The following is a 16,368-nucleotide window of genomic DNA, read 5'->3' on the forward strand; positions in this document are numbered from 1 at the left end:
CCGCACATGACGCTCGCCGAACTCGTCCTCACCGGAGACCTCGCACGACCGGCCCGGCTGACCGTGCCCGACCTCCTGCGCTGGCCCCAGCACCGGGTGCGGTCCAGCTTCGAGTGCGCCACCAGCGGCATCCGGCACCACGCCTTCACCGGCCCACGGCTGTACGACGTCCTCACCGCCGCCGGACCCGGATTCGACCCCGGCCGGCGCAAGGACCGGCTGCGCTTCCTCATCGCCGTCTCCGGCGCCGACGGGCACCACGCGCTGCTCTCCTGGGCGGAGATCGACCCCGATTTCGGCCGTGCCACGGCTCTGCTCGGCGTCAGCATCGACGACACCCCGCTGGACCGGGCCGGTCCGCAACTGGTGCTTCCCCAGGACCGCTGCGGGGCCCGGCACATCAGCGGCATCAGGGAGATCCGGGTGGACGGGGGCTACGGCGGCTGGCATCCAGTTCCCGCCACACCCGGTCGCGCGTCAGCGGCAGCTCCCTGAACCGGACGCCCGTCGCGTCCCGCAGCGCGTTGGCGAGCGCCGGGGCGACCGGGTTGAACGGGCTCTCGCTCATCGACTTGGCGCCCAGCGGCCCGATGGCGTCCGTGGTCTCCATGAAGTGCACCTCGGTGCGCGGGATGTCGGCGTACTGCGGCAGCCGGTAGCGGCGGAAGGCGGCCGTCTCCACCTCGCCGCGCGCGTCCAGCCGTACGTTCTCGAAGAGGGTCGCGCCCAGCGCCTGGGCCACCCCGCCCTCCACCTGGCCGCGGCACTGCATCGGGTTCATCACCTTGCCCGCGTCGGCCGCGTGCACGCTGCGCAGGATGCGGATCTCCCCGGTGCCCGGGTCCACGGCCACCCGGAACCACTGCGCGTTGAAGGCGACCGAGCGCGGGGTGCCGCCGAAGTGGCCGTCGGCGGCGCACTCGACGCCGACCGAGCGGGCGGCCGCGTACAGCTCCTTGAGCGGCAGCCGCCCGCCGGGGTGCAGCACGGCCTCCTCGGCCAGACGGCAGTCGGCGCGCGCCACGCGCAGGTGGGCCGCGGCGAAGTCGAGGAGCAGGTCGGCGAGGGCGCGGGCGGCGCGCAGGGTGGCCTTGCCCGCGACCACGGTGCCGGTGGAGGCGAAGGCGCCGGTGTCGTGCCGTACGACGTCCGTGTCGGACTGGCGGACGGTGATCCGGTCGACGGTGGTGGCGAGTTCACCGGCCGCGATCTGCCGGTGGACGGTCGTGGTGCCGTTGCCGAACTCGGCCGTGCCGACGGCCAGATCGAAGCCGCCGTCGGGGAGCAGGGCGGCCCTGGCGTCGGCGATGTGGCCGCCCGGCGGGCCCGTCGCGATCATCGCCAGTGCCGCGCCCTCGCCGACCAGCCAGCCGTCGGGGGCCGGATCGCAGGGTTCCGCCTGGGCCCGGCGGACGATGGACACGCACTGGTCGAAACCGTAGCTCGCGATGTGCAGGTCCTCCTCGTGACCACCGGGGGTGAGCATCGAGTCGCCCGGGCCGATGATGTTGCGGGCCTTGAAGCCGACGGGGTCCAGGCCGAGTTGCCGGGCCAGTTCGTCCAGGGCGGACTCGACCGCGAACAGCACCTGGCCCAGGCCGTAGCCGCGGAAGGCGCCCGCCGGGACGGTGTGGGTGTAGACCGAGTAGGCGTCGACCTTCTTGTGCGGGGCCCGGTACATCGCCGTCGACTCGCCCACGCTGTGGAACATGACGGCGGGGCCGTGGTTGCCGTACGCGCCGGTGTCGGAGACCACCCGCAGCTGGAGCGCGGTCAGGGTGCCGTCCCGGCGGGCGCCCGCCTTCACGCGGACGGTGAAGGGGTGCCGGGTGGTGGCGCCGTAGAACTGCTCGGCGCGGGTGTACTCCAGCTTCACCGGCCGGCGCAGCCGCAGCACGGCAAGGGCCACGATGTCCTCGACCAGCATCTCCTGCTTGCCGCCGAAGCCGCCGCCGACCCGGCCCGCGACCACCCGGACCTGCTCCGGCGGCAGGTCGAAGAGCGCGCACAGGGCGCGGCGGGTGAGGAACGGGGTCTGGGAGCTGGTGCGGACGGTGAGGCGGCCGGCCTCGTCGAGCCAGGCGACCGCGCCGTGCGTCTCCAGGCTGGCGTGCTGCACGCGCTGGGTGCGGAACGTCTCCTCGTAGACCGCGTCGGCCTCGGCGAAACCGGCCTCGACGTCACCGATCTCGCCGTGCGCCTCGCCGACGACGTTGGCGTGCGGGCGGGAGATGCGGGCGGTCGAGGGGTCCTTGTCGTGGACGACGGGGGCGCCGGGGAGCATGGCCTCCTCCGGGTCCAGGACCGCTGGTGCGATGTCATATACCACTGTGATGCGGCGGCAGCCCTCCTCCGCCGCCGCCTCGCTGTCCGCGACCACCGCCGCCACCCGCTGGCCGATGTAGCGGACCGTGTCGTCGAGCAGGCGGGTGTCGGCCGGGTCCTCCTCGGGGTGTTCGTGGCGGGCGGTGGAGTAGTGGCGTTCCGGGGCGTCGTGGTGGGTGAACACCGCGTGCACGCCCGGCACGCGGAGCGCGGCCGAGGTGTCGATCGAGGTGATGCGGGCGTGCGCGTGCGGGGAGCGCAGCAGCTTCATGTGGAGCAGGCCGGGCACGTCGACGTCGAAGGTGTAGCGGGCGGTGCCGGTGACGACCTGCGGTCCGGCGGGGGCGGGCAGGTTGCGGCCGACGGACTCGCCGGCGGACGGCTCCTCGACGTGCCTGACCCCGCGTACGGCGTCCTCGATGGCCCGGTAGCCGGTGCAGCGGCACAGGTTGCCCTTGAACGCCCGGGGGAGGTCGGTGAGCTGGTCGTCGGTGAGGGCCGCCGTGGTCATCAGGAAGCCCGCCGTGCAGAAGCCGCACTGGAAGCCCTGGGCGTCCAGGAACCGCCGCTGTACGGGGTGGAGTTCGCCGTCGGGTGAGGCCAGGCCCTCGACGGTGGTGACCGTGCGGCCGTCGGCGCGGAAGGCCGGGTAGAGGCAGCTGTGCACCGGTTCGCCGTCCACGTGGACCGTGCAGGCTCCGCAGTCGCCCGCGTCGCAGCCCTTCTTCACCCCGAACCAGCCGCGCTCGCGGAGATAGGTGCGCAGGCACTGGCCGGGGCGCGGTTCGTCGTCGTGGGACCGGCCGTTGACCTCGATCCTCATCGTTCCCCCAGGTCGCGTGGTTCGCGCAGCTCGCGGCGGATCTGCTCCGCGAAGTGGTATGTCATATGGCACCGCCATTCCGGCAGCCCGTGGATGTCGTCGAACCACTCCCCGCCCCCGACCCCCGCCCCGACCCCCGCCCCGATCGCCGCCCGCAGCGCCCCTGCCGTCGGCACCAGCGGGAACCACAGCCGCACCGGCCGTACGGTCGACGCCGTGACCGTCAGCGCGAACGAGCCGTCGGCGGGGTCCAGCGTGCCGATCACCAGCACACCGGAGCGGCCCAGGCCGTAGAGGGAGGCCTGGCGGAACGCGGTACGGCGGCCGAGTGCGCGGGCCGGGACGGTGACCGAGCGCAGCAGTTCGCCCTCGGCGAGGTCCTTGCGGCCCGCGCCGGTCACGAAGCCGGCGACCGGGACCCGTCGGCGTACGCCGTCCTGGGCGATCAGCAGGCACTCCCCGTCGAGCGCGGCCGTGAGGGAGATCATCGGGCCGGCCGGGAGGGCGTTGCAGAGGTTGCCGCCGACCGTGGCCATGTTCCAGATCTTGAAGGAGGCGAGGAAGGCCCGGCAGCACTGCTCGAAGAGCGGGGCGGCCGCCGTCGGCAAGGTCCGTGCGTACCGGGAGAGCTGGGCCACGGTGCAGGTGGCGGCGATCTCCAGGGCACCGTCGGGGGTGCGGTGCACGGGGGTCCAGCCGGTGCGGCTCAGGTCGACCAGGCGGCGCAGGTGCGGCTGGGGCTCGGAGAAGAGGTAGGTCCCGCCGCCGAGCCAGGCGTCGCCGGGCCGCCAGGGAGCCGGGTCCCTGGCGTCGCGGATCTCCACCACCGTGTTCAGGTCCATGACGGTCAGTGAAGCAACGCGCGGGGGACCCGCACGACTGGTGCCGGGCACGGAAAAAACGAGGCGGACGGGGCCGGTCCTGGATGATTCACCAAGAGACGTTCCGTGCGGAAAGACTTGCATTTACGATGCTGTAACTCGCACTCACCTGGTGAATGCGAGGCTGGCGCAAGGAGTCTGAGTACATGCACGTCGAACACCTCCTGACGGACCGCTCGCTCGGGCTGCGTCCCCTGTGGGCGCAGGACGCCCTGCTGGCCCGGGAGATCAGCGGGGTGACGGTCACCGACCTGGAGGACCCGGCCCGCTTCGTGCGGCCCGGCGAGGTGGTGCTCAGCGGGCTGGTGTGGTGGGCGCCCGGAAAGGCGGAGCGGTTCGTGGCGGCCCTCAAGGCGGCCGGGGCCGCGGCGCTGTTCGCCGGGGAGGAGACCCACGGGGGCGTGCCCGGGGAGCTGGTGGAGGCCTGCGTACGGCACGGCGTCCCGGTCGCCGGAGTACCGGCGCACATCATGTTCCGGACGATCACGGACACCGTGTACCTGGGGCAGTGGGGCGAGCTGAGCCGCAGGCAGGCGCTGCCGGAGAACGCCCGGGTCCGGCTCAGCAGGCTGCTCGCCCAGGAGGCCGGGCCCGCGGACCTGCTCGCGGCGGCCTTCGCGCATCTGGACCGGACCGCCGCGTACGTCTTCACGCCGTCGGGGCGGACCGTCGCGGCCACGGCCGCCGCACCGGGGGTGCCGGCCGGGGAGGCCGCGAAGCTGGTCGCGGACGGGCGCGGGATGACGGTGTCCGTCGCCGCCGACAGCGTCTCGCCGTACGAGCGCTGGCTGCTGTACCTGCCCGACCCGGACAGCGCGCCGGCCGGGATGCTGCACGAGGTGGCCGCCGCGCTGGGCCGCTGCCAGGAGACGGCCGTCCGGCGCCGGTCGGCCGAGCGGCAGGCGGCCGACGAACTGGGCGCGTTGCTGGCCGGCGCCGCGGCCGGGGCGGCGGAGGGGATTCTGCAGGCCGCGGTGCGGGAGTGCGGGCTGCCCGCCGACGGACCCTACCGGGTGGTCGTCGCCGACACCGGGGCCCGGCGGGCGGGGCTCGCCGAGGGCGCGCTGGCGGAGGTCGCGGGGCATGTCGCGGCGCACGCGGCGGTGGGCCGGTTGCCGGACGGGTCGGCCTTCGCGGTGCTGCCCGCCGCGGCGGACCCGCTGGACGAGGTCTGGTCACTGGTGGCCGGCAGCGACCCCGGCGTCCCGCTGCACGGCGGAACCGGGGTGGCGGCGGCCGGGCCCGGCGGGCTGGCCGGTGCGCTGGCGCAGGCGCGGTACGCGCTCACCTCGGCCCGCGCCACCGCGCCGGACGCCTCCGCCCTCACCGACGCCACCGCGCTCACCAGCCTCGACGCGCTGCTCACCGGGGTGCCGGCCGATGTCCGCGCGGCCTACAGCCGTACGGTCCTCGGCCCGCTGGTGACCGGCGGACGCGCCGCCTCGGCGGTGCTGCTGAGCACTCTGGAGACCTTCCTGGCCTGCGACGGCTCCTGGGCGCGGACGGCGGAGGCGCTGCACCTGCACGTCAACACCGTGCACTACCGGATGCAGCGGGTGGAGCACTTCACCGGCCGTGACCTGTCCCGGCTGAGCGACCGGCTGGACCTGTGGGCCGCCCTGCTGTGCAGGTGACCCCGTCAGAAGCGGTCGATGTGCACGTTCGTGGACTTCACCCGGGCGGTGGCCTCCATGCCGACCTCCAGGCCGAGTTCCTCCACCGCCTCCCGGGTCAGGAGGGAGACCAGCCGGTGCGGTCCGGCCTGGATCTCGACCTGGGCGGCGACGTCGCCGAGCTTGATCGCGGTGACGATGCCGGGGAAGGCGTTGCGGACCGAGGTGTAGGAGGCGTCCTCCTCGGCGGTGCCGGCCTTGGCCAGTTCGACGGAGAACGCGGCGAGGTCCGTGCCGTCGATGAGCCGTCGGCCGCCCTCGTCCCGATGGGTGGTCATCCGGCCCGCGTCGGCCCAGCGGCGGGCGGTGTCCGGGCTGACGCCGAGCAGCCGTGCCGCCTGGCCGATCGTGTAGGAGGGCATGCGCTCACCATAGGGCCAGGTGGCGGGATACGAGGTCGCGGGGTCGCGGGGTCGTGTGGTCGCCGGTCAGGTGAGGCCGGACGCCTCGAGAACCGCGCGTGCGTTCGTGTCGTCGATCTCGTGGCCGAGCCGGGCCAGCACGTCGGTGCCCCGGCGCAGGGTGCCGCGCTCCAGGGAGCGGCGGACGCCGGTGTCCAGTTCGTGCCAGAGCAGGGGGTTGGCGTGCAGGACGCCCGGGTCCAGCTCCAGCCGGTTGCCCAGGGTGTCGCGCAGGACCAGATGCTCGGCGACGTCCCCGTACTGGCCGACGTAGACGAGGGAGTCGGTGCGGACGGTGCGGCGGCGGAGCGGGCCGCGGACGGCCAGCCAGCCGGGGCCCGCCGTGACGCGGGCCGGCAGCAGCATGACGAGGATCGCGGCCGACAGGGTCACCCAGAGCAGGGCGCGGGCCGGGGTGAGGGTGCCGGCGTCCCAGTCGACCATGAACGTCAGCCCGCCGAAGCCGAGGGCGGAGCCGACGGCCAGGCGCGCGCTGCCGTGCCAGGTGCGGTCACCGGCTGCCCGGACCCTGCGTCTTCTGTCCTCCATGAGGCCGACGGTAGGGGCCGGTGGCGGCTCGGGAGCGACCGCTGACAGGGTTCTTATGCGGACCGTGCGGTTATTGACGGGATTCTTACGCCGGTGTGCTGTCCTCAGCCCGTGTGGACGCGCGGCCGCCGGGCGCGGTCCGGCTCCGCCTCGCGCAGCACCTCGCGGGTGACCGGGGCGACCTCGCCCTGGCCGAAGAGGAAGAAGCGCAGGAAGTTGGCGAACGGGCTGCCCTCGGTCCACTCGAAGTAGATGTGCGGGATGCAGCCGGTCTCGTCCCGGACGTGCAGCAGCAGCGCCGCCAGGGCGTTGGGGATGGAGGCCGACTCCAGGGTCAGCACGCGGTAGCGGTTGTGCAGGACCTCGCCGCGGACGGTCAGGCCCGCCTCGAACTCGGAGGGGTCGGTGACCGTCACCTCGACGAAGACGAAGTCCTCCTGCTCGGGCATGTCGTTGTCGGCCCGGATCTGCTCGATCTTGTCGCGGTACTCGGCCTTGTCGCGCCGGTCCGGCTCGTTGGCGATGAACCGCATCTTCCGGCTGGCCATGTCGCGGATGAATCGTTCCGCCATGTCGTCGAGGGCCACGCTGGTCACGCGCAGCTCGAAGGCGCGGGCGAGGCGGGAGAGCAGGGAGACGAGCATGATGCCGACGATGAAGCAGGCACCGATCTTCACGCCGTCCGGGCGCTCGATGACGTTCACGACGGTCGTGTAGAGGAACACCGCCGAGATGATCCCGAACCCGATCGTCCACTTGCGCTGCCCGGCCTTGCGGGCGGCGATGGTCACCGCGATCGCCGCGGAGCTGATCAGGACCAGCACGCCGGTGGCGTAGGCGCCGCCCTGCGCGTCGACGTCGGCGTCGAAGATCCAGGTCACCAGGAAGGCGATCAGGGTGAAGACGATGACCATCGGGCGCACGGCACGGGCCCAGTGCGGGGCCATGCCGTAGCGGGGCAGGTAGCGGGGCATCAGGTTGAGCAGGCCGGCCATCGCGGACGCGCCGGCGAACCACAGGATGCAGATGGTCGAGACGTCGTAGACCGTGCCGAAGGCGTTGCCGAGGTACTCGTGCGCCAGGTAGGCGAGCGCACGGCCGTTGGCGCTGCCGCCGGACTTGAACTCGTTCTCCGGGATCAGCAGTGTGGTGATGAAGCTGGTCGCGATCAGGAAGCAGCTCATGATGACGGCCGCGGTGGTCAGCAGCTTCCTGGTGTCCCGGATCCGGCCGGCGGGGCGCTCCTCGGTGTCACCCGGATCGCCCTCGACGTGCGGCATGACCGCGACGCCGGTCTCGAAGCCGGACAGGCCCAGGGCGAGTTTCGGGAAGACGATCAGGGCGACGCCGATCATGACGAAGACGTTGCCGTGTTCCTGGGTGAGGGCGCTGGTCCAGTCGGTGACGACGTGCTCGGCGGTGAGGACGTGGTAGAAGCCGACGACCACGACGACGACGTTGAGCGCGAGGTAGATGCCGACCAGGACGACCGCGACGCCGATCGCCTCCAGGAAGCCCTTGAGGAAGACCGCGCCGAGCAGGGCCACCAGGAACAGCGTGATCACCATCTGCTTGCCCTGCAGGAAGTCGGTCAGGTGCGGGTTCTCCACCAGGTGGGTGGAGGCGTCCGCGGCCGACAGGGTGATGGTGATCAGGAAGTCGGTGGCGGCGAAGCCGAGCAGGGTCAGCACGAAGAGCTTGCCCTGCCAGAAGGAGAGCAGCCGCTCCAGCATGGCGATGGAGCCCTCGCCGTGCGGGCTCTCCTCGGCGACGCGGCGGTAGACCGGCAGGGCGCCGGCCAGGGTGACTATGACGAGCACGATGGTCGCGATGGGCGACAGCAGGCCGGCCGCCAGGGCCGCGATGCCCGGCTGGTAGCCGAGGGTGGAGAAGTAGTCGACACCGGTCAGGCACATGACCCGCCACCAGCGCTGGCCCTGGTGCGCGGGTTCGGGCTGTGCGTGGGGGTCGGTGTGGCCGCCGCCCTTGCCCATGTCGGACAGCCCCTCCAGCATCCAGGCGCGCAGGCGACTGGGAGGGGGGTGTTCGGTCGTGGCCATGGGGTCGGCTCCTGGTGTCCGGCGCGGTGTGGTGCGGCGCAGTTCGATTCCGGCCATCACGCGGACGGCGGCACCAGCGTAAGCAGAGAGTGACGCGTGGGCCCACGGATCGGAGCGGGCTGGGCGTCAAGCTTGCGTTAAGAATGCCCTGACAGGCGGCGGTCGGGCATCAAGAAAGGGTGGCCCGGAGACCGCGGGGGGACATTGGGCTGTACGGGGGGCGGCGGGTGGGTGCCGGGTTCCGGACACCGAGCGTTATCCAGGAGGTGCAGGCGACGGCGAGGACCCGGCCGGTGCGGCTCGCGGTGGCCCGGGCGTGCCCGGAGGCGGCCAGGCGCGGCGGTCCGCTCCAGCCGGCGGAGGGGCAGGAGGCGTCCGGGCCGAGGGCGAGCGCCGCGTCGGAGCCGGCCGGCTCCGGGCGCCGTACCGTCACGCCGGCCGGGATCCGGGCGGGCTGCGGTTAGGCCTGGAGCGTCCAGATCGTCCGTTCCCGGCGGGTGAGCCGTTCGAAGGCGGCGCCGAGCGCGGGCAGGGGGGCCGGCGGGAGCGTCGATCCGGGTACCGGAGAGCGGGGCCGGGGTCTCGGGTGCGAGCGCGTCCGCGGCGCCCCGCGGGACGACGCGACCGGCACAGGACGCGGCGATCGCGCGCGGTCGTACCGCGCGGTCCCGACGAGCATGGTCGGTTCTGCACAGCGCGCCGGGAAGGAGTGGGCCGCGCGGGCCGTGCCTGTTCGGTGCGGGATCCGCGGATCCTGTACGGGCGTCCCGAGCGGGGCATCAAGGGGCCGTCAAGCGGGCCTGAAGGGGCGTCAGGAAGCCGTCAAGGCCGGGCGTTCGTGGCCGGATCCGGTCGCAGACTGATCGGCACGGGGGACGGGCGACCGTCCGTGGCGGGTACCTGGGAGGGGACCGTGACCATCACGGCCGGCACACCACACAGACCTCCGGCGGAGGCTGTCGAAAAGCCGCCGCAAGCCACGGTCGTCCCGCCGCCCGTACCGGCCCCGGGGCCGCGGCAGCCGCGCCCGGGGAAGCGGGTCGTGGCCGCGCGGGCCGCTCTGCGCCGCCGTGTCCGGGCCACCGTGCCCGCACGGCTGCGCCTTCTGCGCGCGGCCACGCTCCTGCTCGCCGTCGCCCTCGGTCTGCTGCTGCTCGTCGCCGGCCTCGCCGCGAACGGCACCTGGGACGACGTGGCCGGCCGCGACGCCCCCCGCACCACCAGCGCGGCCGACCTGAACCTGGCCCTCAACGACATGGACGCCCAGGCCGCCAACATCCTGCTGTCCAGCGGGGACGGCGGAAAGGGCGGGCTGGAGACCCCGCACGCCAAGGCCGTGGGCATGTACGGCGACGCCCGCCGCGAGATCGGCCACGACCTGCGCACCCTCTCGGCCGCCGCGCAGGGGGACCGGTCCGACGAGAAGACCGTCGAGGCGATCACCGACGACTTCGCCGAGTACCAGGAACTCATCGGCCGGGCCCTGGAGAACGACCGCCGGACCGACGGCAAACCGGACGCGCTCACCGACTACCGCGACGCCACCGACCTGCTGCGCGACAGCCTCCTGCCCGACGCGCGCACGCTGGTCTCCGCCAACGACGCGGCCTTCGACTCCCAGTACACCGCGGCCCGTTCGGCACTCTCGGCGCAGCTCGCCGCGGTCCTCGTCCTCGGTCTGCTGCTCCTGGCCGTCCTCGGCGCCCTGCAGTGGTACCTGGCCCGCCGCTTCCGGCGCACCCTCAACCCCGCCCTCCTCGCCGCCACCGGGTGCGCCCTGGCCGCCGTCGTCCTCGGCGCCCAGCTCCTCTCGGCCTCCGCCGGGCACCTGAAGGTCGCCCGGCGCGACGCCTTCGACTCCGTCGTCGCCCTCTCCCGGGCCCGCGCGATCGCCTACGACGCCAACGCCGACGAGAGCCGCTACCTCCTCGACCCGCAGCGCCGCACCCGGTACGCCGACTCCTTCCTCGCCAAGTCCCAGCAGCTGTACGGCATCCGGGGCGCCACGCCGGCGACGTACGACGCCCGGCTCGCCGCCACCTGGCGGGACTACCGCGCCGACGCCGCCGACCTGCGCTTCACCGGCGAGTTCCGGCGCGAGCTGGACAACATCACCTTCCCCGGCGAGCGGGCCGCGGCCGAGAGGACGGTCGACGCGTACGCCGTCTACGAGCGCGACGACCGCAGGATCCGCGCCCTGCTCGCCGCCGGGAAGGAGCGGCAGGCGGTGGAGTTCTGCATGGGATGGGAGGCGGGCACGTCCAACGCGCACTTCGGCGCGTGGATGACCGCGCTGGACGAGGTGACCGGCATCAACCGGGTCCACTTCACCTCGTCCGTGGCGGCGGGCCGCGCCGAGCTGACGGGCCGGCTGCCGTGGGCCGGCGGGCTGTTGCTGCTGGCCGTGGGGCTGACCGGGCTGGGGCTGCGGCCCCGCCTCGCGGAGTTCCGCTGACGGGACGCTACGCGTCCGCCAGCCGCGCCTCCTCCAGGTCCAGCGACCGCTGCAGCCGTCGCCGGGTCGTGTCGCTGATCGTGTGCTCGTCGTACAGCCGCCGCAGCTCCGCCGCCTCCACCGCTATGAGGTCGCGCCGCAACTGCCGGTAGACCAGGTCGGCCGACTCGACCGTGCTGTCGGTCAGCCGGTCGCGGGCGTCGTCGAGGCGGGCGTTCAGGCCGCGCCGGAGCCGGTCGAGGACCACGTCCGGTACCGCCTCCAGCTCGGACAGCTCCTCCAGGCGCCGGATGCCCGCGTCGGCCAGCCGGCAGCGGGCGGCGGCCTCCTCGCGCTCGGTGTGGTCGGGCTCCAGGGCGATCCCGGAGCGGCGCACCACCGAGGCCAGGGAGAAACCCTGCACGACCAGGGTGACCACGACCACCGAGGTGGTCAGGACCAGGACCAGCGGCCGCTCGGTCAGCGCCGAGCCGTCCTTCGCCGCCACCGGGATCGACAGCGCGGCCGCCAGCGGCACCACGCCCCGGGTGCCGGCCCAGGTCAGCACCACCGGGACCCGCCAGTTCGGCCGCTGTATGCCGCCCTTGCGCTGCACCACCGCCGACAGCGGCGCCAGCCACAGCAGCCGTACCGCGATCAGCGTGCCGGCCACCGCCAGCGCGTACAGCGGCCACAACCGGTCACCGTCGGAGAGCGCCCGCACCTGGGCGGGCAGCGCGAGCCCTATCAGGCTGAAGACCACGCTCTCCAGCAGGAAGACCACCGTGCCGTAGACGGCGTGCAGCTGGAGCCTTATGCGGGCGTTGGTGAGCCGGTCGCCGCGGCCGCCGAGGACCACGCCGGCCACGACCACCGAGGTGACGCCCGAGGTGTGCGCGGCCTCGGCCAGGACGTAGGCCGTGTACGGCGTGACCAGGGAGATCACCGTTTCCAGGACCGGGTCCTCGGTGCGCCGCCTGATCGCCGTGACGACCATTGCGACGAGCGCGCCGATCAGCGTGCCGCCGCCCGCCAGCAGCAGGAACTCGCCGCCGGCCGCGCCCCAGTTCGCCGCCGCCGAGGCCACGGCGACGCTCACCGCGACCCGGTAGAGGACCAGGGAGGTCGCGTCGTTGAAGAGGCTCTCCGCCTGGACCAGCATCTGCACCTTCGGCGGCAGGGCGAGCCGGCGGCCGAGCGCGGTCACCGCGACCGGGTCGGTGCTGGCCAGGATCGCGCCCAGGACCAGCGCCATCTGCCAGGACAGCGGGGTGACCAGCGAGGCGACCGCACCGACGGCCGCCGCCGAGGCCAGCACCAGGCCGACCGCGAGCACGCCGACCGGCTTCCACACCACCCGCAGCTCGCGCCAGGAGAGTTCCTCCGCGCTGGCGTACAGCAGCGGCGGGAGCACGACGAGACCGATGACCTCCGGGCTGATCTGGATCGTCGGAGTGCCCGGCAGCAGGGCCACGGCGAGACCCGCGACCACGAGGAGGGAGGGGGCCGGAATCCGCCACCGGCGGGCGAAGGTCGCCACCACCGTGGCCAGTACCACGAGTGCGAGAACCGTACCCACGCCGCGCATGCCGTCCCCCTGGGGCCCAGGGCCCGTCTCCAGGGACGGGCCCGACAGGAGCCACCCTGACTCCCGGCCGACCAGACTTCCCGGCACACCGCCTTCACCCTATCCGGCCAAGGGCCGTCAAGACAGTGTCAACGTCCTCGTCAACGGCGCCAGAGACACGTCAAGACGGCGCTCCCCGGGCCGGCCGGCGCGCTTGTCTTTGAGGTGATGAACGACGTACCGCGCGGACGACTGAAGGTCTACCTCGGGGCCGCCCCAGGGGTCGGCAAGACCTACCGCATGCTCGACGAGGCCCGGCGCCGTGCGTCCCGGGGCGCGGACGTGGCGGTGGGGTTCGTGGAGTGCCACGGGCGCCCCTGGACCGAGGCCATGACCGACGGCCTGGAGGTCGTGGCACGGTTGCGCTGCGACTACCGGGGCGGCGAGTTCGAGGAGATGGACGTCGCCGCCGTACTGGCACGTCGCCCCGGGGTGGCGATCGTCGACGAGTTCGCGCACACCAACATCCCGGGCGGCGGCCGGCACCCCAAACGCTGGCAGGACGTCGAGGACCTGCTCGCGGCCGGCGTGGACGTGATCACCGCCGTCAACATCCAGCATCTCGAATCACTCAAGGACGTCGTCGAGAAGATCACCGGGGTGCCGCAGCACGAGACGGTGCCCGACGAGGTGGTCCGCAAGGCGGACCAGATCGAGTTCGTCGACATCCCGCCCGAGGGCCTGCGCCGCCGCATGGCGCACGGCAACATCTACGCGCCCGAGAAGATCGACGCGGCCCTCGCCAACTACTTCCGCCCCGGCAACCTCACCGCCCTGCGCCAGCTGGCCCTGCTCTGGGTCGCCGACCGCGTCGACGAGGCCCTCCAGTCGTACCGCGCCGAGCACGCCATCGGCGGGGTCTGGGAGACCCGGGAGCGGGTGGTGGTCGCGCTGACCGGCGGCCCGGAGGGCGACACCCTGGTACGACGGGCCGCCCGCATCGCCGACCGGTCGGCGGGCGGCGACCTGCTCGCCGTGCACGTGGCCCGCAGCGACGGCCTGGCCGCCGGCGTCTCGCACGCCTCGCTGGCCCGGCAGCGCCGGCTGGTCGAGGACCTCGGCGGCAGCTACCACTCGGTGGTCGGCGACGACGTGGCCACCGCCCTGGTGGACTTCGCGCGCGCCGAGAACGCCACCCAGCTCGTCCTCGGCACCAGCCGCAGGGGCCGTCTGGAGCGCTTCCTCACCGGACCCGGCACGGGGGAGACGGTCACCGCGCTCTCCGGCGACATCGACGTCCACCGGGTGACCCACGAGCGGGCCGGCCGCGGCACCCTGCTGCCTTCGCGCCGCCGCACCCTCTCCACCCGCCGCCTGATCGCCGGTCCGGTCGCGGGGCTGGTGCTCCCGGTGCTGCTGACCGTCGCCCTCGCCCAGGTGCGCGGCACCGTCAACCTGACCAGCGAGGCCCTGCTGTTCCTGCTCGCCGTGGTGGGCGTGGCCTGCATAGGCGGGGTCGCCTCGGCCGTCATCGCGTCCGTCACCGCGTCCCTGCTGCTGAACTACTGGTTCATACCGCCCGTCGGCCAGTTCACCCTCGACGATCCCAACGCCCTGCTCGCGCTCGGGGTGTTCGCGGTCGTGGCCGCCACCGTCGCCGCGGTCGTCGACCGCTCGCTGCGCCTGTCCAGACGCGCGGCGCGGGCCACCGCCGAGGCGGAGACCATGTCGTCGCTGGCCGGCAGCATCGTGCGCGGCGGCCAGACCATCCCGGCGCTGCTGGAACGCACCCGCGAGACCTTCGGCATGGACTCCGCCGAACTCGTCGACGAACCGCCGGACGGCGCCGACGCCACCGCCGTGCCCGCGGGCCCCGGCAACTACCTGGTGCTGCGCGGCCGTACGCCCTCGTCGTCCGAGCGGCGGGTGCTCGCCGCGTTCGCCGCGCACGTCGGGTCGGCGGTGGAACGGGCCCGGCTCGCCCAGGCCGCCGCCGAGGTGGAACCGGTGCGTGCCGCCGACCGGATGCGCACCGCGCTGCTGCGGGCCGTCGGCCACGACCTGCGCACCCCGCTCGCGGCCGGCTGGGCGGCGGTCACCTCGCTGCGCAGCCGGGAGGTGGAGTTCTCGCCGGAGGACCGCGACGAACTCCTCGCCACCGCCGAGGAGTCCATGGCCCGGCTGAGCCGACTGGTCGACAACCTCCTCGACCTCAGCCGCCTGGAGGCCGGCGTCCTCACCCTCAACCTGCGGGCCACCGCGCTGGAGGAGGTGCTCCCGACGGCCCTGGCGGACACCCCGGCCGTCGAGGTGCACGGCGAGCCGGAGAACATGCCCCCGCTGCTGGCCGACCCGCCCCTGCTGGAGCGCGTGATCGCCAACCTGGTCGGCAACGCGGCCCGCTACAGCCCGCCCGGCACCCGGGTGCTGGTGACGGCGAGCGTGCTGGCGGGGCGGGCCGAACTCCGGATCATCGACCGGGGTCCCGGCCTGCCGGCCAACGGCCGCGACCGCCTCTTCGAGCCCTTCCAGCGGCTCGGCGACACCGACAACACCACCGGCCTCGGCCTCGGGCTCGCCCTCGCCCGGGGGCTCACCGAGGCGATGGACGGCACCGTGACACCCGAGGACACCCCGGGCGGCGGACTGACCATGGTCGTCTCGCTGCCCCTGGCCGATCGGGCCCATCCCTTCCGGACGCCGCAACGCGTAGGAGGTACCCCATGAGCAGCACGCACGCCGGCTTCGGAGCGAGCTTCGGGCGGCCCGTCGCGGTCCCGCCGGCCCGGGACCGGACCGCACTCGCCGCCGGCCTCCTCGCCCCCTTCCTGGTCTCCCTCGTCCTCGTCCCGTTCCGCTCCGACCTGTCCCACACCAACGCGGCGCTGGTCCTCGTCGTGGTGGTCGTCGCCGTGGCCGCGCTGGGCAGCCGCCTCGCCGGAGCGGTGGCGGCGCTGTCGGCGGCGGCCTGGTTCGACTTCTTTCTCACCCGGCCGTACGAGACCTTCGACATCAGTGCCGGCGCCGACGTCGAAACGGCCGTGCTGCTGCTCGTCGTCGGCCTGGTCGTGGCCCGACTCGCGGCCCACGCCCGGAAGCTGGAGGTCGTCACGGTGACCGACGAGGGCTACCTGGCCCGGATCCACACCACCGCCGACCTGGTCCGGTCCGCCAAGTCCGCCGACACCGTCGTCGACCACGTGCGCGGCGAACTGACCGCGCTGCTCGGGCTGTCCGGCTGCCGCTTCGAGTACGGCACCCTGCTGGGACAGCCGCCCCGGCTGGGCAAGGACGGCGGGATCACCGTCGGGCGCCGGGCCTGGGACCTGGAGCGGAGCGGCTGGCCGGCGGGCGAGACCGAGCTGCGCGCCTACGGCAACGGGCACTACCTCGGCCGCTTCATGCTCACCCCGGGACCCGGGCCGGTGCCCCCGTTGCCGGCGCGGCTGGTCGCGGTGACGCTGGCCGACCAGACCGGGGCGGCGCTGGACACGGCGGGGCCGGTGAACACGGGCTGACCCGCGGGCCGGAGCACCGCCGTCGTACGCCTGCTCCCGCTCCCTCTCCTTGACATGTTCTTGGCGGAGTTTTGAACGGCGGGCGGCGGTCCGGCCGGAACCGGCGCCACGACCGGTGCCGTTCAGGCTGATGTGAC

Annotated in this window: 12 protein-coding genes; 5 read left to right on the forward strand and 7 right to left on the reverse strand. The window is 73.7% G+C overall.

Annotated features, from left to right (window positions below; all coding sequences use genetic code 11):
- The first annotated feature begins 6 nt into the window (after nt 1-6).
- Entirely contained in the window at nt 7-495 is a 489-nt protein-coding gene (locus ACFZB3_RS23100) for a molybdopterin-dependent oxidoreductase (RefSeq protein WP_391377907.1), read from the forward strand.
- Here ACFZB3_RS23100 and ACFZB3_RS23105 read toward each other — a convergent pair.
- Complete coding sequence (locus tag ACFZB3_RS23105) at nt 410-3,148, reverse strand: molybdopterin cofactor-binding domain-containing protein (RefSeq protein ID WP_391377909.1); 2,739 nt, start codon at nt 3,146-3,148, stop codon at nt 410-412. The two genes, ACFZB3_RS23100 and ACFZB3_RS23105, sit on opposite strands and share 86 nt — an antisense overlap.
- Nucleotides 3,145-3,990 carry an FAD binding domain-containing protein gene (locus ACFZB3_RS23110; RefSeq protein ID WP_391377911.1) on the reverse strand — a complete coding sequence of 282 codons (846 nt, stop codon included), beginning with the start codon at nt 3,988-3,990 and terminating at the stop codon, nt 3,145-3,147. Before ACFZB3_RS23110 ends, ACFZB3_RS23105 begins: the two co-directional genes overlap by 4 nt.
- A 185-nt stretch (nt 3,991-4,175) precedes the next feature.
- Here ACFZB3_RS23110 and ACFZB3_RS23115 point away from each other — a divergent pair, with 185 nt between their 5' ends.
- Nucleotides 4,176-5,663: a helix-turn-helix domain-containing protein gene (locus tag ACFZB3_RS23115; protein ID WP_391377913.1), complete on the forward strand. Its 1,488-nt coding sequence runs from the start codon at nt 4,176-4,178 to the stop codon at nt 5,661-5,663.
- Nucleotides 5,664-5,668: 5 nt separating this feature from the next.
- Here ACFZB3_RS23115 and ACFZB3_RS23120 read toward each other — a convergent pair whose 3' ends face one another.
- From ACFZB3_RS23120 to ACFZB3_RS23135, 4 genes are all read right to left on the reverse strand, one after another.
- Nucleotides 5,669-6,064: a TOBE domain-containing protein gene (locus ACFZB3_RS23120; RefSeq protein ID WP_391377915.1), complete on the reverse strand. Its 396-nt coding sequence runs from the start codon at nt 6,062-6,064 to the stop codon at nt 5,669-5,671.
- A gap of 66 nt (nt 6,065-6,130) precedes the next feature.
- A complete protein-coding gene (locus tag ACFZB3_RS23125) occupies nt 6,131-6,652 on the reverse strand; it encodes a hypothetical protein (protein WP_391377917.1) in 522 nt (173 codons plus the stop codon).
- A gap of 104 nt (nt 6,653-6,756) precedes the next feature.
- The gene (locus tag ACFZB3_RS23130) at nt 6,757-8,712 is read right to left on the reverse strand and encodes an amino acid transporter (protein ID WP_391377919.1); all 1,956 of its coding nucleotides are present in this window, start codon (nt 8,710-8,712) and stop codon (nt 6,757-6,759) included.
- A gap of 169 nt (nt 8,713-8,881) precedes the next feature.
- The gene (locus ACFZB3_RS23135) at nt 8,882-9,145 is read right to left on the reverse strand and encodes a hypothetical protein (protein ID WP_391377922.1); all 264 of its coding nucleotides are present in this window, start codon (nt 9,143-9,145) and stop codon (nt 8,882-8,884) included.
- A 609-nt stretch (nt 9,146-9,754) separates the two neighbouring features.
- Here ACFZB3_RS23135 and ACFZB3_RS23140 point away from each other — a divergent pair.
- Nucleotides 9,755-11,167, forward strand: coding sequence for a hypothetical protein (locus ACFZB3_RS23140; protein ID WP_391377924.1), 1,413 nt, complete (start codon nt 9,755-9,757; stop codon nt 11,165-11,167).
- A 7-nt stretch (nt 11,168-11,174) separates the two neighbouring features.
- Here the strand turns inward: ACFZB3_RS23140 and ACFZB3_RS23145 are convergent, their stop codons facing one another.
- Nucleotides 11,175-12,734: a Na+/H+ antiporter gene (locus ACFZB3_RS23145; protein ID WP_391377927.1), complete on the reverse strand. Its 1,560-nt coding sequence runs from the start codon at nt 12,732-12,734 to the stop codon at nt 11,175-11,177.
- Between the two features lie 207 nt (nt 12,735-12,941).
- Between ACFZB3_RS23145 and ACFZB3_RS23150 the strand changes: the two genes are divergently transcribed.
- On the forward strand, nt 12,942-15,440 hold the full coding sequence (locus ACFZB3_RS23150; RefSeq protein ID WP_391377929.1) for an ATP-binding protein: 2,499 nt from the start codon (nt 12,942-12,944) through the stop codon (nt 15,438-15,440).
- On the forward strand, nt 15,437-16,231 hold the full coding sequence (locus ACFZB3_RS23155; protein WP_391377931.1) for a DUF4118 domain-containing protein: 795 nt from the start codon (nt 15,437-15,439) through the stop codon (nt 16,229-16,231). The genes ACFZB3_RS23150 and ACFZB3_RS23155 overlap by 4 nt, the downstream gene beginning before the upstream one ends.
- Nucleotides 16,232-16,368: the final 137 nt, after the last annotated feature.

Origin of the sequence: Streptomyces sp. NPDC008092, assembly GCF_042957285.1 — a bacterium.
Classification (GTDB): Bacteria; Actinomycetota; Actinomycetes; order Streptomycetales; family Streptomycetaceae; genus Streptomyces.

Bases quoted from the DNA above. Each gene is read 5' to 3' on its own strand.
- ACFZB3_RS23155 (WP_391377931.1), top strand. From the start codon at position 15,437: ATGAGCAGCACGCACGCCGGCTTCGGAGCGAGCTTCGGGCGGCCCGTC.
- ACFZB3_RS23105 (WP_391377909.1), bottom strand. From the start codon at position 3,148: ATGAGGATCGAGGTCAACGGCCGGTCCCACGACGACGAACCGCGCCCC.
- ACFZB3_RS23130 (WP_391377919.1), bottom strand. From the start codon at position 8,712: ATGGCCACGACCGAACACCCCCCTCCCAGTCGCCTGCGCGCCTGGATG.
- ACFZB3_RS23110 (WP_391377911.1), bottom strand. From the start codon at position 3,990: ATGGACCTGAACACGGTGGTGGAGATCCGCGACGCCAGGGACCCGGCT.
- ACFZB3_RS23115 (WP_391377913.1), top strand. From the start codon at position 4,176: ATGCACGTCGAACACCTCCTGACGGACCGCTCGCTCGGGCTGCGTCCC.
- ACFZB3_RS23145 (WP_391377927.1), bottom strand. From the start codon at position 12,734: ATGCGCGGCGTGGGTACGGTTCTCGCACTCGTGGTACTGGCCACGGTG.
- ACFZB3_RS23100 (WP_391377907.1), top strand. From the start codon at position 7: ATGACGCTCGCCGAACTCGTCCTCACCGGAGACCTCGCACGACCGGCC.
- ACFZB3_RS23125 (WP_391377917.1), bottom strand. From the start codon at position 6,652: ATGGAGGACAGAAGACGCAGGGTCCGGGCAGCCGGTGACCGCACCTGG.
- ACFZB3_RS23150 (WP_391377929.1), top strand. From the start codon at position 12,942: ATGAACGACGTACCGCGCGGACGACTGAAGGTCTACCTCGGGGCCGCC.
- ACFZB3_RS23120 (WP_391377915.1), bottom strand. From the start codon at position 6,064: ATGCCCTCCTACACGATCGGCCAGGCGGCACGGCTGCTCGGCGTCAGC.